This is a genomic window from Stieleria neptunia, assembly GCF_007754155.1.
GTDB lineage: Bacteria > Planctomycetota > Planctomycetia > Pirellulales > Pirellulaceae > Stieleria > Stieleria neptunia.
In genome coordinates, this window is the sequence record NZ_CP037423.1 from 6630938 (window position 1) to 6648458 (window position 17521).

Below are 17521 nucleotides of genomic sequence, written 5' to 3' on the forward strand. Positions count from 1 at the left end.
ACGTATTTCGGCGCCCGAAGCGATGCGGCTGCAACGTGGGCGACACGAAGTCAAATTGATGGTCCGGTACCCGCAAGAGGAACGTCGCTCGTTGGTGAATTTTCGCGAGATTCGTGTCCGCGACCCTGCCGGAAACGAGCACCCGATCGAAGAACTTGCCGAAGTCACGCTGAAACGAGGCTTTTCGGAGATCAACCGAGTCGACCAGATGCGTTCGGTCACCGTCAGCGCGGATTTGGATTGGAAAACCGCCAACTCGTCGCTGATCATCGCGGACTTGCAAGCGAATTATTTGCCCGAGATGACGAAGCAGTTTCCTGGGGTTGAAGTGCGTTGGGAAGGCCAGGCGGAACAGAGTCGCGAGTCGGTCGGCAGCCTGATGGTGGGTTTTGGAATCGCCATCATCGCGATGTACGTGTTGCTCGTTTTGCAATTCCGCTCCTATGTTCAGCCGATTTTGATCCTGATGATCGTGCCCTTCGGGATGATCGGTGCGGTCTGGGGGCACGCGATTTTGGGGCTTCCGCTGACGCTGTTCAGTATGTTTGGCCTGGTCGCGCTGTCGGGGGTCGTGATCAACGACTCGATCGTGCTGATCGATTTCATCAACGTTCGGGTGCGCGAAGGCCATCCGCCGATGGAGGCGCTCGCCGATGCGGGGCAACGTCGCTTTCGGCCGATTTTGCTGACCAGTCTGACGACGATCGCGGGGTTGATCCCCTTGATGCTCGAACGCTCGTTCCAGGCCCAACTGCTGATCCCGATGGCCGCGTCGCTGGCGTTCGGACTGAGCCTGGCGACGTTCTTGGTGTTGTTCCTCGTCCCGGTGTTCTACGCCCTGTACTTGCGAGGCTACAACTCCGCGGCGGCGCTCCTGCATCACCTGCACATCACCCGAGAAAAGAACCCCGATCCCCTCGATTTCCCCGCCGAATCAAGCCCCACCGTGGGGTAAGCATCCTGCTTGCCATCCCCGTGGAGCAAGCATCCTGCTTGCCATCCCCGTGGGGTAAGCATCCTGCTTGCCAATCCCTGTGGGGTAAGCATCCTGCTTGCCATCCCCGGTTCTGCCTCCACCTGAGGCCGTATCCCGCCACCTTTCCTGGGGGCTCCCGCCGACGCCCCAGTGCTTGAGAAACCCGTCGGTTAGTGGACGGCCAGCCCAAATTGCCCGCGCGCGGAACAATTTCATGCCAGTGGAGGCCCCGGAGTCGAAACTGCGACAAATTTTCCGTCGCGAACCTGCAAAGATCTTGCCGACTCCTATTCATCAGATGGAAATCAGTTGCTAAACTTCCGCCTCAGACGCAAGTCACTACCCCGTGGTGTAATTGGCAACACAGCTGGTTTTGGTCCAGCCATTCTAGGTTCAAGTCCTAGCGGGGTAGCTTAACGGCAAGACACTGATAGCCGATGCGAGACAAACCCAGTTATTTACGGGTTTTTTAGCATCGGCTTTTTTTGTGTCTCGATTTAGCGGCGGATTTCCTGCACCGTCGGTGGTGGATTCGGTGGTGTTTTTTGAATCCACCACTTCCGCGTCGGTGCCCGTTTTGGGCTTCGCGTCCGGCGGCGTGGTCGTCACGCCCACGATCTTGGCACCGTCGGTGACGGCACGGTCGAAACTTGCCTGCATCGTCATCGCGTAGTGCTTGTTGGCCACGTCCGGCGAATTCCCCAGCCAGCTGGTCACGTCCTTTGCCGGATAGTGGGCGAGCAATTCGGTTTCGCGTGTGGCGCGAAGATTCTGCATCGGCTTTTCCCACGGGACCAACTTGGCGCGGGTGATGATCTTTTCCAGGGTGGTCAAGATGTTGTCGCTGTGACCGTATCGCGTCTGGACGTACACGGCACCCTCGGGGGCCATTTCGCGGGCGCGGAGAAGGTGGGGACGCAGTTCGGGGAAAATCGGACAGCGGCGGACGGGCGGGGTCTTGTGGCTTCGCACCATCATCACGTTGTTTGCCAGGTCGATGTCGGCCCACTTTTGGATTCGGGTTTCGTGGCTTCGCATTCCAGCGTAGCGGGCAAACGCCAAGATGATCCGCCAATCTTCGCAGGGAGCTTTGCGGATGCACGCTTCGATCCAATCGGCCGGGACCATGACCAGACGGTCGGAATTACCGGTCGTCGCGGATGCTTCACCGGCAAACGGATTGCGGGTGATGATCTCGTGCTTGATCGCCGCGTTGAAAAACTGCTTGCTGCGACCGATCCGCCGGCGGACAGTCCCTTCGGCCAAGCCGGTCTTAAACTTCTTCCGCTCGTTGCCCCTGGATTGAAGCCACTTCCGGTAAACCTCAGCATCGCCGGCGTTGATGTCGTCGATGCGTCGATCGTCGCCAAACTTCTTTCGCAGGCTTCTGGCCGTGATCTCCAATTGCTCAATTGTGCCCGCCTTACCGGGGTGCTCTTCGATGTAACGGTCGGTCCACTCCTTCAACGTCGGTGCCAGTTCCGGCTCGGGCGTGGGCTCAGGCTCATCGGGTCGTCGCGGCGCGGCAAGCCCCTTTGCGACCAGTTTGTTGTGAAGCTTGGCGGGAAGGTCAGCGAGCCATTGAGCAATGTCGCGGTCGGGATCGGCACCAACTATTTGCCGGCCAACAATGTGGTCGATCTTGCTGCCGATGGATTCGGCGGTACGTTTCGCGATCTTGCCGGGATACAGACTTCGTTTCTCGCCATCGGCATCGACGTAACGGATTTCGATGCTCTTGTTTGGTTTCTGAATGATCGTTGCCATCGTGTTCATCTCCACGATTCATCAAAGGATTGAAGGAGCAACGGCGGGCCGGTGATGAAGCCGGCTTTCGGGAGCGACCCTAGCCGTTGCGGTTGCCAGTGTAACGGATCGCGGCGGCACTCCGCAGCAATCTTTCGGTTCGTCGTCGTCGATGCTCTGCGAGCGGATCGCAGTGCGAACAATGCCAGCGGTCATCGAGCGTTTGCACGTCGCACAATCCGCCGCATGACTTACAGGTCGGCACCCCGGCCGGGTCCACTTCGTCCAACGCCAGCGTCGCGGCGGCGTCATCATCCACAGGCAAGCCGTCAGCGAGTCTCAATAGCCGGATGATGTCCGGTTTAGATTCCCGCAGGGCCACCACGTCATCGTCGGTTAGGGCGTCCGCAGGGGCGTCCAGTTCGATCGCATCGCCGGCGACCGTGACGATAACGCCACGGGCCGACAAATCCGTCAGCAGGGCCAGGAGCGTCATAGCGTCACCTTTACCCTTTCGGTTTCGGATTCCGTAGAACCCGGTGCCAATGGTGCCAATGGCGGGGTGGTCGGTGGCTTGGGTGCCCGACTGTCACCATTGGCACCACTGCCCACCGATTCGCTTTTTAGGTGGGGTGACACCTCGTAGGTGATGCGTCCGCCAACCTTCGGTCGGTCCAGCTTGGCGATGTGATGGGTTTCTTCGAGCAATCCCAATACAGCATCCAATCGCTCGGGCTCGCCAGTGAATCGACGATGACCGTGTTTGTAGGCGTCGCGACGGTCAAATGTGCGTTCATTCGCTCGATCGTTTCGCAACCATCGAAGGAGGTACTCCGCATCGTCACGAGCTTCGTCTGGTGATGCTGCGAGCAGATCCAATGCGACGGCGGCGTGCGGGATGGCCCACCGCGCGATTCGTTCAGCCGACTCGATCGTTGCAACGTCGATGTCGAGCGACAAACCGGCGTCACCATGATGCTGGGCACAATGAAGAACCGCAGCGATGCGCAGGGTTGCCCCGGCCAGCTTTCCGCCCCAATCTTTCATCGGTTCCAATGACCCCGACCCCAACTCCACTTCGATCGACTCGCAGAACGCTTTGAACGCGACCACTGCGTCCGGCGAGAGTTTCAACCGATGGGGGCATCCATCTTCATCCGGCTCGATCATCGCTAGCATCTTGACTGCGTGCGAGTAGGCCAGCGCCACCACGTCGGAGACCGGTGGCGTTGCGATCTTGCGGCGACCAATCCACGATTTCGGAATCGCGTACAGGAATCGGCCAAGCAATCCACGGCCACGAAACGCAGGGGTGTCAGCAATGCCTCGAATCACCTCGGGTTGAATCGCCAACGCCATGGTCAGTGCGGGCGATTCAAGCTTGACCGGTGGACGCCCCATCCGTTGGACGGAGACCGCGTCGCCGCTATGTCCCATCAAATAGACGTTGATGTCGGTGGCTCCGCTTTTTGAATACTTGCCTGCCATCAAATCGAAAACGCCACCCTCGGCGGACATACTCGCAAGCCGTTCCCCGTTGGCTTCCAACAGAACCGCCAACCGTTCCGATGTGGCATCGTCGACAATCATCGTCGGCAGTTGGGGCACGCCCCACGTCGCCAGATGCTTGGCGATTTCACGGGCTTCTTGCTTTGCATTTTCCCGTTTGGTCGCGTCCGCATTTTCAGCTGCCGTCTTCTCCAACTTCGCCAAACGCTTTTCAGCTTGGCGACGGTCGCTCAGTTCCTCTGCCACCGTTTCGGCCAAGTCGGCTTGCAGCTTCGATTCCACTCCGCGCAGTGGTTTGGTCGCGTCTGCAAAAACTGCACTCTTGCGGTTTGCGGGGTCCAGGATCGCAGCGACGTACAGATTGCACGGTTCAGACCAGCCGGGCCACGCCTGCACCTCGATACGCTTCGCCAGACAAGCCGAACAAACAGCCAACGCTAAGAGCGCAGCCATATCCGCCGGCGTTTGGGTCGCTTCGGATTCTTCGGCTACCCAGTTCGCCAGCACAGGCGGTAACGCATCGACCGGGAACACCGGTAGCGGTGGGAGTCCGATCGGTTCCAATTCGGGCCAATCCCTCGGCGGTGGTGCTTTCGCTGCCAGTGCCAACAACTCTTGCTCAATCGACTCGGGTGATACTTCGGCACCCTCGGTGATCGCGGGCAACTTCGTGACCACCGCGTCGATGAAACGACGGCGGTCGTCGGCACGGTCGACGAAGAGTCCATCGCGGTGGATTTCCTTTTCGTCAAGGGTAACAACAACGATGTGGCATCCGTCATATCCGATCGACGGGACGGTCAAAGTCAATTCTGATTCGTTCATCGTGCGTCCCCCTTCAATGTCAGGGATCGAGCAACAGTGGCGTTGACGATCGACAGCACGTCATCGGCGGAAGCGCCAGACCGAACCCAATCACGGGCATCGTTGTGACCGTCGGGCGGATAGATAATCCGCACCGATGGGCAAACTGTAACCAGTGACGCGGCCAATGACTCCGCACCTCGTTTTCCTGCTTTGTTGGTGTCGTCATCAGCGACGATAACGCACTCGCTCGGGTGCAACCGCTTTATCAACTTCGTCGTGAACGCGACCGCACCGTTGCAACTGGGGCGACCAACGCAGTCAAAGCCGATTGATAAGATCGCCGCGCAGTCCGTAGGTCCTTCGGTGATAAAAAGCCGTTCGATGTCCACGGGCAATTGCGACGGCACGAACAAACCAGCCTTGCCACCGGAAACACTCCACTTGCGTCCAGTGTTCATACACCGCAACCGCACGCCCACCACGTCGTCGTCGTGATCCCTCATTGGCCACGTCGTCGCGTTGTACTGCCAGGACCAGCCAACATGTAAACGCTTCAACTCCGTTGCCGGCAACGCCAAGTGATTAGCAAGCCGTGTCCACCACGTCGAGCGCATCGCATGATGACAGTCAATGGCCAAGCGATCCATATCGCCATCGCGCCTACTCGATGCCCTCAGCGGCACCGTACGACGCATCGGTGGCGGGGCCGGTCGGTCAACCGCATCGTCTAGTCCCAGCCAGCCAGCGAGCCACCGACAGGCCGTGGCGGTATCACACGCCATCAACCATCGAAGGGTCGCGAGACCGTCACCCGGTCGCGGCTCAGTGCCAGAATGAAAACAAGACCGGCAGTGCACACTGCCACGCTGGGCAATGTCGGGAAAGGCGGAAAATCGATCGCGACCACCGCAGCGGGGACAAGGGTGCCCACGTCCGTCCAGCAAATCAGCCGACAGGCCGGCATCGTGAAGAACGCTCGACCATTGGCCCATCGAAGCCGTTTTGAGTTCATCGATTGAAGGTCCTCGGTTAGAATGTTGGCGACGGGTCGCACTGTCACCAAAACTCGGGGGGCGTCGGTTACTCATGACCGGCACCCCCGTTTTTGTTGGTGCCAGCGAGAACCCAAAGCCGTTTCGGATTCGAGTGGTGCTTGGCATTCCCGCTTTCTCGAAAACCCGCGTACTCAATTTCGCCGTCGCGCCGCATTTGCGCGACATAGGGGCCAAATCCCCGACGGTCGAATCCCTCGGACGTCTTGACTGCTTTCGCCGCATCTTCGGCGGCGACTTTCCTGCCGGTCGAAAGCATCCGGCGAAACACGGCCAAGAATTGCCGGATCGCATTTGCATCGTTTGAATCGCTCATCTCAGCAGCCCTCCGATGATTCGGTGGTGCTGCCGTTGATGTGATCCATCAAAACGGCGGTTCGGAATCGAACACTGCCCCCGATGACGACTTTGGCGTCGGCCGGAAGGGTTCCTTCGAGCAACCAGCGGTCAATCGTCCGCGTCGTGGTCGCATAAAATTCTGCCGTCTGTTTTTTGGTCAACAGCGGCGGATACGCTTGGGGCATCGATGCTGATGCGGCCATGTGGCAAATCCTCGTAAAAAGTCACGAATGACTCGCACGTCGACAAACGCAGTCGGGTGCGACGAGGGTCTTTATCCAGACGGTTTCTGTGATGGCTGTGAGTAATCACAACCAACCGACCAGACGGCCAAACCGGACGCTAACAGACAAGCGAAAACACCAAAAGAAAATTTCAGAAATCGAATTTCAAAACTGTGAATCTTCACAGTCGCCGGGGGCGTCGATGTCAACTTCCAGCTTTTTTGCGTATTCTAAGAGTTTGCGGACCCAATCGTTGTGTGTCCGATCGCTAAACCCGAACTTTTTAAGACGTTGCCGTTCGGTCGATCGGAGTTTTTCCCATTCGCGCTCAGTGCCCGAATAATCGATGTCGTCGAGAAACCAGCGTAAGCGATCGCCAGTTTTGCCTTTTCCGCCTTCCCGCCACTTCGCGTACAGCCTTGCGTCGCGGATGTATCGCGGTAAGTCCCAACGTTTTATGTCGGTGATCGGTGCGGGCACGTGATCAGCTTTGTCTTTCGTTGCGGTATTCTTAATATTGCCCGCGTGCGGCGTTGCAGCCGAATCAGCAGTGCCGATGTTGGGCGTCGGTACGGAATCGGCGCAACTCGCTTCCAAGTCGCGTGCCCGCAATTCGTCTGCCCGCTTTTCTCGCCATGCTCGCAACGCACTTAGTACTTCTTCGCCACCAACTTCGTCGCGGGAATAACTATCGCGATGATGACGACAGAACGCTTCGCCACCGCCAACCCGAAGTACCTTCAATCCTTCTTCATGGGAAAACACAAACGGCGTCCAGCCAGCTTCGTCGGCCAGCTGATTGATGTTTTTTAGATACTTTGCGTCCGAATTGGTCCCGATCTTCCATTTAGAAATCAGCCCGTACGCCCCGCCCTTAACGGTTTCCATTGCCCGGATGCAAACGTCAAGTTGTAACCATAGGTCATCGTCGCAGACTTCTGGTCGCAACGGTTGCTGAATGCTTGTGATCGTATTCACCGGCCCGGTTCGTCGCTCAATCTCGCTTTGGTAGATGTCTTGCTCGCGAGCGAGTGCCGTGGCGTGTGAGCCGTGGATCTCTCCACAACTCTGTTTTCGCCTGACCGCTCGCAGCAACGGATTTACGACTCGCCAACGTTCAAAAAATTGATTCACGTCGTGTTCGGCTGCCATCACGATTCCGTAGATAGGCTCGGATGGCTTGCCAACGCTCTCCACAATTGCAGCGACGTCGTCGGCCAGCGATTGAAGTGAGTTCCTAACCCGTCGGCGACTCCGGCCAAATTCAGACACTACATCTGTTGCTATTTCAAAGGCTTCATCGCTAAGAATCTCCCAGTTCGTTGATCGGTCTTTTGCAATTTCCTGTTGGCGCAGATCGATAAACTTTTCGCATTCGACCAAGAAAGCGCTCACAGGATCGACTTCGCGATATTCGCCAGTCGGGTTAGGGTCCGCATAGCTTGCGCCAGACCCTCTATGGTCGGAAAAGTAAGACGAACGGTCGTCGGAACTGACTGCCTCGGTCGTGGTATCGATTGACGAATCAATGGTTAACTTGCCATTGACGATGTCAGCGAGTATCCCAGCTGCGATTGAAGAGGAACGCAAATACTTATCAACGGTCCAGGTGAATCCAGCATGGTGGATGCTCCCAATCGAGTGGGCATGACGTGCACCGTCGATCGCATCTTCCGATCGTTCGGCGTCTGGCACAAGCATTCGATGCACGGCATCGTCGGCTATTGCAGATTCGCGCCCTACTCCGTGAAATATGCCTGAGCTTTCGAGCAAGTGCAAAACACCCAGCCAGCGCCGCAACCCGGTAATGCCCTCAGTGGCTCCAATGCCGAGACTCGATAGACGAATTCCCTCGCACGATTTCCCGGCTACTTCGCCAAACCTCAATGCATCTTGGGTGGGCGGGCGATATGTGCTAACCGCCGGAACCGGCACGACAATCGACCAATTGTTTGTCGGCAGGTCGGTCCCCCAATTCTTCCCTTTTACTTCGACCAGCCTTTCAGATGATTCGAGTAGTCGGTTTGTTTCTTTTTCGGTCCGTAAGTTTTCAATACTGAGATAGCAAGATACGATTGTGTTGGGCGTACCCGTGATCGACATAACGCTCAACGACTCGGGCATGTTGGTCATTGATGCGATGCCTCCACCCAGCGGTCGCCACAATTCATCACAATTATATCTGTCGGAATGTCCGTCATCACTGCGACGTATTTTGTCAGGCTGAACAACCAACCGTAACGCTACTTCTCCCTCATTCCGTAGTTGCTCAAAATCTTGTTGTAGGGTTTCAAATTGACGCGCTGTTGTCTTCGGCAAAACGCTTTGCAAATACTTGATCGCTCGAATCCGAATCGTTGCCGGCATTGGCGAGACTCCTATTCATCAGTGAATCGGGCGGACCCAGCCGCCGGCGTCGAATAGGAAACGGCGACGGCGGGGTCCAGCAGCGGTAGCAAACCGCCTACCCGTCAATGATCGCGGGACCAACCGCGACCGGTTCAATGCCGGGAGGTGAATCCGGCATACGTATTGTCGGGGGCATAACGCGACAGGGCAATAACACAGACCCTGCTTATTCGGTTGGCTTGGACCCTGTCCGACTTCACGATGACGTTGTAGATGCTTCGCCGTATTTTTCGCCAACAATCAACCCACCCACCTCGGATTTACATCGCGGGTGTTTGTAAGAATGCTCCGATGACTGGGCGAAGCCCGGCACAGGGGCCCTTTCGCGAGGACCCGCTCAATGTCCGCAAAGTGATTTTGCAGCACAGACTAACTAAACCGGGCAACGGTGGTCGTGACTGCTCGCGCGCCAGGAAAACACCGGCCCCCCCATACCTACGTGGTGGTGGTGGCTATGATGCCGCGTTGTAAGTTCGGCGAGATTCGTTCGGAGACAAACCCCCGCGACCCCCTCCCGTCCACTGGAAGGACCCAAAACACTGCGGGTCCTTTCCGTTGTTTGCGACAGCGGTTTCCAACTGTCATTGCCGCAACAAATCCAACCATCCATCCATCGCATGATCGTGATGACCGCAGGGCTATGTCGATCGCACTCTCAGTTGTTCCAGCAGATCATCTAGCTGGGCATCGTCCAAGTGTTCGCGAATGCATTCGCTTACCATCGCGGCGGGAGTGGTGGATTCGGTGGTGTTTTCATCGCCACCACGATTCTGCCCCGTGTTTTCCGCAGCCGGGGAAACCCTAGCGGGGTAGCTTGAAAGGCCTTTTGCATTGAGCAGAAGGCTTTTTTTGTTGGCAGGGCGGTCCCGATCAGTCTCGGCGGAGACGGTAAGCGCCCAGGAGCACCATGGGTTAGGTGGGCCAGCGGGGCGACGCCGTGGCCATGTTTCAGGGAAAGAGCTATCGCCCGATTCTTGGATCCACTGGCCGTAGATGATCCGCGATCCGCCGGGACAAGCGTCTTGTCTCATGGGGCCCAACGCGGGCTTAGCAGGCGCGTGACTCCCTCGTGACGCGCGAGGTGTGTCCTGCGTCGGTTTTCCTTTTATCGAAAGACAGTCCTGAATACTGCCTTGCAGTGCCAGCTACTGATCCAGGCGGGCGAGGCGGCGGCGAAGCCGATCTCGCTCTCGACGGATGTTGTCAGCTTCACGCTCCTTTTGCCGGTGGGCCCGGATCGACTCCGGATGCGCTGTCCCCCATGCGTCAGGACGCAGCGCGGCATAGTCGCGACTGCCTGCGAGAAGCTGGTCGAGTACGTCTTCCAAGTACGCCGCCACATCCAGGTCGTTTCGTATCGCGCTGCTGACGACCGTCATCAATGTCGCCGTACGATAACCCGATGCAAGACTGCCAAGAAAAAGCCAGTTCTTGCGACCCAGTGCTACTTGCTTCATCAGCTGCTCGCATGAGTTGTTGTCGATCGGGATTTCCCCGTCTTCAAGGTGAGCCGTCAGTCCTTGCCATTGATTCAAGATGTAACTTCGCGCATCGCTGATCTTGTCACTACTCAGCACGTCCATCATCTTCATCTGGAGGTACTCGCGCATCTGGCCCCAAAGGGGAGCCGATTGCTTTCGGCGAAGTGTCAAGCGTTCTGCTGGCGACAACTCTCGAGCTTCGTCTTCGACATCATAAATCAATCGAAACAATCCAAGTAAATGCTTTGCATGCTCCGCGTGATTGTCTAGCGCAGCTTCCACCTTCCGACGCGCATGGGCCGCGCAAGCGGCATGAACGATCAATCCGTTTGATCGTATGTAAATCCCCGTGTTCGCTCCGTAGCAGTCTCCCAATAGAGTTCCCGTATACTCGCTATCGACTAAAAATTGGTCCGGCCCATCACGGTGACGACTGACCGTAAAGTCAAACACGTTGATTGGAATTTGAACGCCTCGGTAGGCCCACATCTTTGCCGTGATGCTTTTGAGCCCTTTCGACTTGGCTGCTGCAAAAACTTCCGCAGCACGCCGACCCTTCGGATCGTCCTCGCGTGCTTCGGGAATGTCTTGCGGCAACAGTAAGCGGATCGACGTGTCGTCACTTCCGATGCAGCTGTCGGTGCGAACCAAGTCAGCAAGCCACTGCACGAACGGCCGGAGCACGCGTTCGGCAGCTTCTTGAAGGTTTAGTAGCGTACTGCGTGAAAGGTAAAGGCCGCACTCGGCGAACATGTCCTCTTGACGATAGATCGGCAGATGGTAGCCAAGTCGATTGGCAATGACCGAGGCAGCGAATGAGGTGTCGTAGCGATCGCCTTGAATCAGCGCCGCGGGGCGTGGGGCCTGCAAAATACCGGCGCGGGGATCCTCCGGGTGAACGTACTTGGGGAAGATCTTTCGAATGATATAGGCCGCACCCCGGGTGAAGTGTGCCGATTCGACCACGTCTTCTCCGATCCGCACCAAGCCTTCTTTTTCTTCGTCGCTTAAGTCGACAATCACTTCCTTGCGCGGCAGGCTGTCGGGAAAACGCTCTTCACGCTTGCGTCGCTTGGGCGGCTTGTTGCGTTTGCCGGCTCGATCATTTTCTTCGATCGCCTGCTTGATGCCTTCACGAGCGTCGTCGATTTCTGCTTGACTGGCGAATTCGAACTTCAGCTGGTCGTCGTCTTCAAAGCGTTCGCTCTGGCGGCCAAAGATGCGACGGATCAAAGCGTCGAGTTCGTCTTGCTTTTTGGAGAGTTGCTTTCGTAAGTCCTCGTTCTTCGATTCAAGGTCCTCTTTGGCCGCAGCGAGTGACTTGGCGTCTTGGACGAGAGACTCGTTGGTGGTAGCAAGCGATTGGTTGTTTACAGCGAGTGAATCGACTTTGTTGGTGAGTGACGCATTGGTGGCAGCAAGCGATTCATTGACGGACTCAAGCGTGCTGTTTTTCGCACGCAGGGCTTCGATTTCGCGTTGAAGTTGCTTGAGCTTGTCCATGTACAGAAGACTAAAAGCTTCTCGAAATCGCGCAATAGCAAATCACCGTCTGGGCAAGAAAAAAAGCAAGTTTTCTTCGCCGAAGAAAACTTGCTCCCAAGTGTGGTCCGTCGTCACTGCTTCCGCGGCAGCTTACGCTGCCTTGAGCCGTTTACGTCTCTTGGCATTTTCGATTGAGATTCCACCAAGCAGCATCGCCAAGTCGGCTGCGTCGAGCTTGACGCTCGCCTCGCCATCTTGCCTGATTCTTTCAAAGGTGCCTTGCTCCAGACTTTTGTACCACACCGCCATTCCATCGCGGTCCCAATAGAGAGCTTTGAGTTTGTCCTGGCGTCGATTGATAAACAGGAACAAGCTTCCGTCGTTTGGCGTTTTGCCTAGCTCGTTTCGCACGATGCCGGCCAGGCCCGAAAAACTCTTTCGCATGTCGGTCGGCTTGGCGTAGAGAAAAATGCCGCCAGTGGTTGGTAGTGCGATCATTGCTGCAACTCGCTTGGTTGTGGTGCCAACCGGTCGACGATGATCATCAAGCTGTTGGCGTCGCAGCAATCAAGCTCGATCTGCGTGCCACAGGGAAAGCGGACAGTGGTGCCGCCAATTTGGGGGCGCGGCTGTTCGATTTGCACGGCAAGAAACGCGTCGCTCTGATCTGCGTCGCCCTGCAGCCTTTGTCGCCATCGATAAAACGATGCGGTGGAGACTCCGTGCAAATCGCAAAAGTCGGAGACCGCAAGATCGGACTGTTCGTGAAGTTGGATCAGCCGCGACCAACGTTGGCGAACGGCGGGGTCTGGCAAGCGAACCATGGAAACCTCCTGGTTACGTGAGTGAAAACCCACCAGCCTACGCCACGCGCCAAGAATGGTTTCCTCGGGCGCTTACCGGAGACGCACGGTCTTGAGCAATTCCTTCCAATCGTTCTGCCCCGTATGATTCTGCCTTCTCTCTCCATGATGCCCGCTTGGAACGGGGAATGAAGAGGTAAGACAGTGTGGGCAGGAAAAAAGAAGCCCCGTGCTCAATGGCGGAGCCGCGCCGTGTGTACGGCTGCTTTCTCTTACCCTAAGTTTTCTTACCTTTCATCACGGACCGTCCCGGAAGCCAGAACCCGAGACCGGAGCGGTTGGCAGAATGATGGCTGGCAGAATGATGTTCTGCGTGGACGCACCGAGGTCGACATCGAACTCCGATCGTCAATGGCAGCCGTCTTGAGCAGGCTCTCCAAATCATTCTGTCTCCTGTCTTTAACCGCCGTGGCCGCACTGATCAAAAAGACGCTCATGGTCGATGACGTCGCGGAAGATCCGCTGATCGAGTTGGGCATCAGCATCCGACGCATGGATCACCGAGACGTCACCGGTGATCTCGAACACAACGGCTTTGACCTGGTCAAAGTTCATGGCGTTCGATTCGCGCAATTTCCCGAACAGATCCTCTTCGGTGATGTTGGCCATTCGCATATTCTCATGCAAGATCTCAGAGCCGGCCATCAGTAAGAGTGGTTGATTATCGACCACATTGGCGAGCGTTCTGGACTGAACTCGCAGCTTGGCGACCGCCCACTGGGCAACGAAGACACAGAAAATTGCGAATAGCCCCATGAACAGAGACGGTGATGGCGATGAGATGGTTGCGCCGAACAGCGATCCGGTCGCGATCGTCATTGCGAAGTCGGCAGCGGACATCTTTGAAAAGCTGCGGAGCCCGACGGTGCGCGTATAAATCAATATCGCGATGTAAACGACGACCGCGGAAATCAGGATCATCGCGAGCTCGCTGAGCGAAACGAAAATCCATTTGTCTATCAAAGTAGTTGCAATCATGCCGGGAGGATGAGCTTTGCGGTAGCCAACGACCAGCTCAAAGAACATCTCGATTTCGACACCGGTTGAGCGTCGGCTAGAAGACGTTCGATGCGCGAAAAACGCGAGGTTTTGAGATCGATCTTGGATCGATGGTCGGAAATGTTTTGGTGATGGGGTCAAGAGCAAAGCGCGTACCGAATCATCCGCAGCTGCTCGATGCCCCCCTGGATCGAAGGCGTTCAGTACAGAAGCAAAACCGACGCCCCTCGCGGCGACAGAGGGAGCCGAAAGCCTGCACAGCAGCGTTGCGGCCCGCGCGATACGGGGCGGGGGGCACTGGGGCTTTGATTGGATTGGACCATGGTGATTGCTATTTCGCTTGCGGCGCCGACAGATTGCTTCGCTGATCGTCAATCGTGTAGGCATCTCCCATGTACGGCGATGTCCATGAGCTCACGATTTCATCCATCGCCGGTTTCGTCCAGACGATTCGGCCGTCAAAGGTCGCCTGGGGAGCGGCACCACACAGCCGAGCGAATCCGAATTGCCAGCCGTTGTCCGTCGCTTCCAACAGCAACAAAACCTCTGGATTCGTTCCGTGAGCAAACGCAAAAACCGCCCCATCCAACCCCGCTCGGCCGTCAACCACGTATTGATCAATCGGCTGGGGCATGAGGCGCAATCGATAGTTCTGTCCAACATAGACCTCTGAAGCTTCGAAACGTCTGGCGAGCTGTTTCAGTTGCCGAAGACGGGTTTGTTTCGAAAGGGAGGGCGCCGGCACGCCATTGAGAGGTTTCATCGTCAGCGCCGACGCGCTCGGTTTCCAACTCCAACCGGGTCTGGCAACCATCTCAAACTTCTGCTCGGTCAGACAGAGGAACTCATAGTTTACGTCTTTGTGATCCGCTTTGTGAACGATTTCCATCGCCACAACCGCAAGTGGTCGGTTGCGGCCGATCTTCCAGATCACGCCGTCAGAGGTCTCTCGCGTCGCGTCGCCAAAACGGAGGACCGGTGTCGTTTCGGCGAATTCGGTGACGTCGGCGGCGCCTCCGGCAGGACGGATCTTGATGGCGTCAGCCAGTTGTCGCAGGTATTCAAAATTCGAATCGGTTTTCTCGCGTTCGGCCCCTTGCGCAAGACAGGTCCCAAAACTCAGAAGAAACACCGCGATCGATGCCGCATGGGCGAGGGCAATGGATTGGGAGATTCGTTTCATTGGGTCGCACACGATTTGTCATGGACATTCACTGTTCACAAACAAGACGCCGCGTCTATCATAACAGGTGCTAATCCTTCCGGTTGCTGTTCTTCTTTGCGTTTTCGCGAACTTCGACGCCTTCAATCAGGAGCCATCTTCATTTGCGTGGGCGATGGGCTCCGGCCTCGCACTCGCCCTACTAGCCGAGCTTGCTGTCTGGGCTGGCTTGTCGAACCTTTCTTGGTGGACGAGATATTCGACACTCGTCGGATTCACGCTTGTGGTCGCTTGGCTTCTCAGCCGATTCCAGTGGGTGGAGGGAGGCTACGAGTTCCCACTTCTGCAGGGGAGCGTGTTTGCGATTGTTGGTACGTCCATCGCAGGCGTCATCGTCTACACCGCATGGCTGTATCGAGGTGCGTTCGCCGCTTGTGCGAAATGACTAAGTCATCGTGAGGGTCTTTGTGGGGGAGCCCGAATGGCCTTTCCCATTGAGCAGAAGGCCTTTTTCGTTGGGGAGTGGCGATGGCGACGGTCTTGAGCAAGTCTTCTCAATCATTCTGCCCCGAATCATTCTGCCTCCTCTCTCTCCACGATGCCCGCTTGGAATAGGGGGAAGGAAGAGGTAGGAAAATTGTGGGTAGGAAAAGAAGCCCTGTGCAATATGGCGGAGTCACGCTCGTGACTGCGGCCGTCCCTTTCCTACTCATCATTTTGCTACCTCTCACAACGGATTGTGCCGGAAGCCAGCGACCGGAGTGGCTGGCAGAATGATGGCTGGCAGAATGATGTTCAGCGCGGAAGTGACGCGATCGACATCGAACTGAGAATGTCGAGTGTCTTGCCTCTCATGGAACGCCACCGCAATCCCGCCGACAATCATGTCTTCAACGCTGTGGGATCCGATTAATCTTAAGACCTCTTTCCAATCTTCTGTCAACGCCATTGCCATCGTTCAATATTCCTTCGTCTCGGCTCTCGCCTGATCGTGCGTGGTGAATTTCATTGGCTCAGATCAAAAACGTGTTCGACACATCCGACAAATGATGTCAAACGTTGGTCGCACAGGAAACAGGGAATAACGGGTGGCAGACGCTAGTCTTGCGGGGATCGCGTGACTTTTGGAAATCCCCAGGAATCGGCCAGGGCGTCAGCCGCTTGCTCTGGATCGGTATGGTCCCCCCAACCGCCGTTGTGAAGATGGGCGTGGGCGAATTCATGTGCGATGACGTAGTGGGCAAAGTCTTCGTCACAGTCGTTGAGCCGTCTGCGAAGCACGACGACGCGACTGCCGCTTCGATTCGGCCCCGGCATCGCCATCCACAGTGACCAACCTTGGCCGGGAACGAAATTTTCAAGCGTGACGCGAAAGCGTTCGTCCTGCAAAAAATCCTCCACAACAGGCGTGGGCAACCGCTCCAGCACTGCCCGCACGCGGTCGCGCAGCACGGTCAATCGCTCAAATGGAACGAGGAACTCGCAAAAAACATCAGCAGTCATCAGGTATCCGGTAGTAACGCATTGGAGTATTTTTATTGCCATGAATCCCCCTACATTTTACGAGCAGCTCGATGGCGAAGAAGGTTTGCGCCGCATCGTCGATCGGTTTTACGACCTGATGTCGGAATTGCCCGAGACGAAAACCATTCGCGCACTCCACGGCGACGACTTGACCGAATCGAGAAACAAACTGTTCAAGTTTTTGTCGGGGTTTTTCGGCGGGCCGTCGCTTTATATCGAGGAATATGGTCATCCGAGGTTGCGGGCGCGGCACTTGCCGTTTCCGATCGGTGAAGCCGAACGAGACCAGTGGTTGTTGTGCATGAATCGAGCGATCGACGAACTGGTTGGCGACCCCCTGCTCGTTTCGCAACTCAAGATGACCTTCTTTCGGACGGCGGATCATATGCGAAATCGCCCCAAAAGATGACCCATCTACCAAATTCCTAGCAGGCATGCCGCCCTGCTATTGCAGGGAATCTTTGCTGAGTGCACCAATTTGTCCGTGGACCCCGTCTCCAATTGGAAGCTTGGGATAGTTCAGATCCAGGCGTATTCGGCCAAGTGATGGATCGTCGTCAGAAGAGTGTCGAGCTGGTCGTGAAATTGACTCGACTGCTCTCCGGTAATGGTTTCATCGCTCCGCAGTCCGAAAACCGCGCCTCGTGCGTAGGCATGGCCGGTGAGGGCGCGTTTGAGTTGGGTGATCGCGAGGGCACGATGGGTAAACGTCTCTTGGCCTGGTCCCATCTCGATCGTCACGCCGCGCACCACTCGCTGGCAATCGTGATCGGCAAACGAACGCCAGATCGCGGCCCGTCCGCCAAGCGAAAGGGCCAGGTCAAGGATGCGGTCTTCCATCGTTTCGACTTGTCGGAGATCGTCGATGGTTCCGCGATAGTGAATTGTGATTCCCATGGACTTCGCCCGTGCTCCAAACGACTTCGATCCTCACCCTGAATACGC

At 56.6% G+C, this 17521-nt stretch carries 16 protein-coding genes, 1 tRNA gene and 1 pseudogene; 3 read left to right on the forward strand and 15 right to left on the reverse strand.

Annotated features, from left to right (window positions below; all coding sequences use genetic code 11):
• Nucleotides 1–955: pseudogene (locus Enr13x_RS23090) on the forward strand (efflux RND transporter permease subunit); the annotation flags it as partial.
• A 361-nt stretch (nucleotides 956–1316) separates the two neighbouring features.
• Nucleotides 1317–1388: transfer RNA gene (locus Enr13x_RS23095), tRNA-Gln, on the forward strand.
• Here the strand turns inward: Enr13x_RS23095 and Enr13x_RS23100 are convergent.
• From Enr13x_RS23100 to Enr13x_RS23160, 14 genes are all read right to left on the reverse strand, one after another.
• Nucleotides 1370–2743, reverse strand: coding sequence for a tyrosine-type recombinase/integrase (locus tag Enr13x_RS23100; RefSeq protein WP_231743729.1), 1374 nt, complete (start codon nucleotides 2741–2743; stop codon nucleotides 1370–1372). The two genes, Enr13x_RS23095 and Enr13x_RS23100, sit on opposite strands and share 19 nt — an antisense overlap.
• Nucleotides 2744–2822: 79 nt before the next feature.
• Entirely contained in the window at nucleotides 2823–3218 is a 396-nt protein-coding gene (locus tag Enr13x_RS23105) for a TubC N-terminal docking domain-related protein (protein WP_145389217.1), read from the reverse strand.
• Nucleotides 3215–5056: a YfjI family protein gene (locus Enr13x_RS23110; protein ID WP_145389218.1), complete on the reverse strand. Its 1842-nt coding sequence runs from the start codon at nucleotides 5054–5056 to the stop codon at nucleotides 3215–3217. Before Enr13x_RS23110 ends, Enr13x_RS23105 begins: the two co-directional genes overlap by 4 nt.
• Nucleotides 5053–6198, reverse strand: coding sequence for a primase-helicase zinc-binding domain-containing protein (locus Enr13x_RS39860; protein WP_390620993.1), 1146 nt, complete (start codon nucleotides 6196–6198; stop codon nucleotides 5053–5055). Before Enr13x_RS39860 ends, Enr13x_RS23110 begins: the two co-directional genes overlap by 4 nt.
• Nucleotides 6119–6406 carry a hypothetical protein gene (locus Enr13x_RS38200; RefSeq protein WP_197455302.1) on the reverse strand — a complete coding sequence of 96 codons (288 nt, stop codon included), beginning with the start codon at nucleotides 6404–6406 and terminating at the stop codon, nucleotides 6119–6121. Before Enr13x_RS38200 ends, Enr13x_RS39860 begins: the two co-directional genes overlap by 80 nt.
• Before the next feature lies 1 nt (nucleotide 6407).
• Complete coding sequence (locus tag Enr13x_RS23120) at nucleotides 6408–6632, reverse strand: helix-turn-helix transcriptional regulator (RefSeq protein WP_145389220.1); 225 nt, start codon at nucleotides 6630–6632, stop codon at nucleotides 6408–6410.
• A gap of 186 nt (nucleotides 6633–6818) precedes the next feature.
• Complete coding sequence (locus Enr13x_RS23125; RefSeq protein WP_145389221.1) at nucleotides 6819–9020, reverse strand: hypothetical protein; 2202 nt, start codon at nucleotides 9018–9020, stop codon at nucleotides 6819–6821.
• A gap of 1187 nt (nucleotides 9021–10207) precedes the next feature.
• Entirely contained in the window at nucleotides 10208–12046 is a 1839-nt protein-coding gene (tnpC, locus tag Enr13x_RS23130; RefSeq protein ID WP_145389222.1) for an IS66 family transposase, read from the reverse strand.
• 132 nt (nucleotides 12047–12178) lie between these two features.
• Nucleotides 12179–12526 (reverse strand): IS66 family insertion sequence element accessory protein TnpB, encoded by a 348-nt coding sequence (tnpB, locus tag Enr13x_RS23135; RefSeq protein ID WP_145389223.1) that lies wholly within the window; start codon nucleotides 12524–12526, stop codon nucleotides 12179–12181.
• Nucleotides 12523–12852 carry an IS66 family insertion sequence element accessory protein TnpA gene (tnpA, locus tag Enr13x_RS23140; RefSeq protein WP_145389224.1) on the reverse strand — a complete coding sequence of 110 codons (330 nt, stop codon included), beginning with the start codon at nucleotides 12850–12852 and terminating at the stop codon, nucleotides 12523–12525. The genes tnpB and tnpA overlap by 4 nt, the downstream gene beginning before the upstream one ends.
• Before the next feature lie 438 nt (nucleotides 12853–13290).
• Complete coding sequence (locus Enr13x_RS39055) at nucleotides 13291–14265, reverse strand: DUF421 domain-containing protein (RefSeq protein ID WP_231743730.1); 975 nt, start codon at nucleotides 14263–14265, stop codon at nucleotides 13291–13293.
• The gene (locus tag Enr13x_RS23150; RefSeq protein ID WP_145389225.1) at nucleotides 14222–15073 is read right to left on the reverse strand and encodes a hypothetical protein; all 852 of its coding nucleotides are present in this window, start codon (nucleotides 15071–15073) and stop codon (nucleotides 14222–14224) included. Before Enr13x_RS23150 ends, Enr13x_RS39055 begins: the two co-directional genes overlap by 44 nt.
• 706 nt (nucleotides 15074–15779) lie before the next feature.
• Complete coding sequence (locus Enr13x_RS23155; RefSeq protein ID WP_145389226.1) at nucleotides 15780–16007, reverse strand: hypothetical protein; 228 nt, start codon at nucleotides 16005–16007, stop codon at nucleotides 15780–15782.
• Nucleotides 16008–16150: 143 nt separating this feature from the next.
• Nucleotides 16151–16555, reverse strand: coding sequence for a M48 family metalloprotease (locus Enr13x_RS23160; RefSeq protein ID WP_145389227.1), 405 nt, complete (start codon nucleotides 16553–16555; stop codon nucleotides 16151–16153).
• Nucleotides 16556–16595: 40 nt separating this feature from the next.
• Here Enr13x_RS23160 and Enr13x_RS23165 point away from each other — a divergent pair, with 40 nt between their 5' ends.
• Nucleotides 16596–16985: a group II truncated hemoglobin gene (locus tag Enr13x_RS23165; RefSeq protein WP_145389228.1), complete on the forward strand. Its 390-nt coding sequence runs from the start codon at nucleotides 16596–16598 to the stop codon at nucleotides 16983–16985.
• Nucleotides 16986–17095: 110 nt separating this feature from the next.
• Here the strand turns inward: Enr13x_RS23165 and Enr13x_RS23170 are convergent, their stop codons facing one another.
• Nucleotides 17096–17473 carry a hypothetical protein gene (locus Enr13x_RS23170; protein ID WP_145389229.1) on the reverse strand — a complete coding sequence of 126 codons (378 nt, stop codon included), beginning with the start codon at nucleotides 17471–17473 and terminating at the stop codon, nucleotides 17096–17098.
• Nucleotides 17474–17521: the final 48 nt, after the last annotated feature.

What these genes read in the sequence shown, in the direction of transcription:
- Enr13x_RS38200 (WP_197455302.1), bottom strand. Translation starts at nt 6,406, where the DNA reads ATGAGCGATTCAAACGATGCAAATGCGATCCGGCAATTCTTGGCCGTG.
- Enr13x_RS23160 (WP_145389227.1), bottom strand. Translation starts at nt 16,555, where the DNA reads ATGACTGCTGATGTTTTTTGCGAGTTCCTCGTTCCATTTGAGCGATTG.
- Enr13x_RS23105 (WP_145389217.1), bottom strand. Translation starts at nt 3,218, where the DNA reads ATGACGCTCCTGGCCCTGCTGACGGATTTGTCGGCCCGTGGCGTTATC.
- tnpC (WP_145389222.1), bottom strand. Translation starts at nt 12,046, where the DNA reads ATGGACAAGCTCAAGCAACTTCAACGCGAAATCGAAGCCCTGCGTGCG.
- tnpA (WP_145389224.1), bottom strand. Translation starts at nt 12,852, where the DNA reads ATGGTTCGCTTGCCAGACCCCGCCGTTCGCCAACGTTGGTCGCGGCTG.
- Enr13x_RS23150 (WP_145389225.1), bottom strand. Translation starts at nt 15,073, where the DNA reads ATGAAACGAATCTCCCAATCCATTGCCCTCGCCCATGCGGCATCGATC.
- Enr13x_RS23155 (WP_145389226.1), bottom strand. Translation starts at nt 16,007, where the DNA reads ATGGCAATGGCGTTGACAGAAGATTGGAAAGAGGTCTTAAGATTAATC.
- Enr13x_RS23100 (WP_231743729.1), bottom strand. Translation starts at nt 2,743, where the DNA reads ATGGCAACGATCATTCAGAAACCAAACAAGAGCATCGAAATCCGTTAC.
- tnpB (WP_145389223.1), bottom strand. Translation starts at nt 12,526, where the DNA reads ATGATCGCACTACCAACCACTGGCGGCATTTTTCTCTACGCCAAGCCG.
- Enr13x_RS23170 (WP_145389229.1), bottom strand. Translation starts at nt 17,473, where the DNA reads ATGGGAATCACAATTCACTATCGCGGAACCATCGACGATCTCCGACAA.
- Enr13x_RS23110 (WP_145389218.1), bottom strand. Translation starts at nt 5,056, where the DNA reads ATGAACGAATCAGAATTGACTTTGACCGTCCCGTCGATCGGATATGAC.
- Enr13x_RS23120 (WP_145389220.1), bottom strand. Translation starts at nt 6,632, where the DNA reads ATGGCCGCATCAGCATCGATGCCCCAAGCGTATCCGCCGCTGTTGACC.
- Enr13x_RS23125 (WP_145389221.1), bottom strand. Translation starts at nt 9,020, where the DNA reads ATGCCGGCAACGATTCGGATTCGAGCGATCAAGTATTTGCAAAGCGTT.
- Enr13x_RS39860 (WP_390620993.1), bottom strand. Translation starts at nt 6,198, where the DNA reads ATGCCAAGCACCACTCGAATCCGAAACGGCTTTGGGTTCTCGCTGGCA.
- Enr13x_RS23165 (WP_145389228.1), top strand. Translation starts at nt 16,596, where the DNA reads ATGAATCCCCCTACATTTTACGAGCAGCTCGATGGCGAAGAAGGTTTG.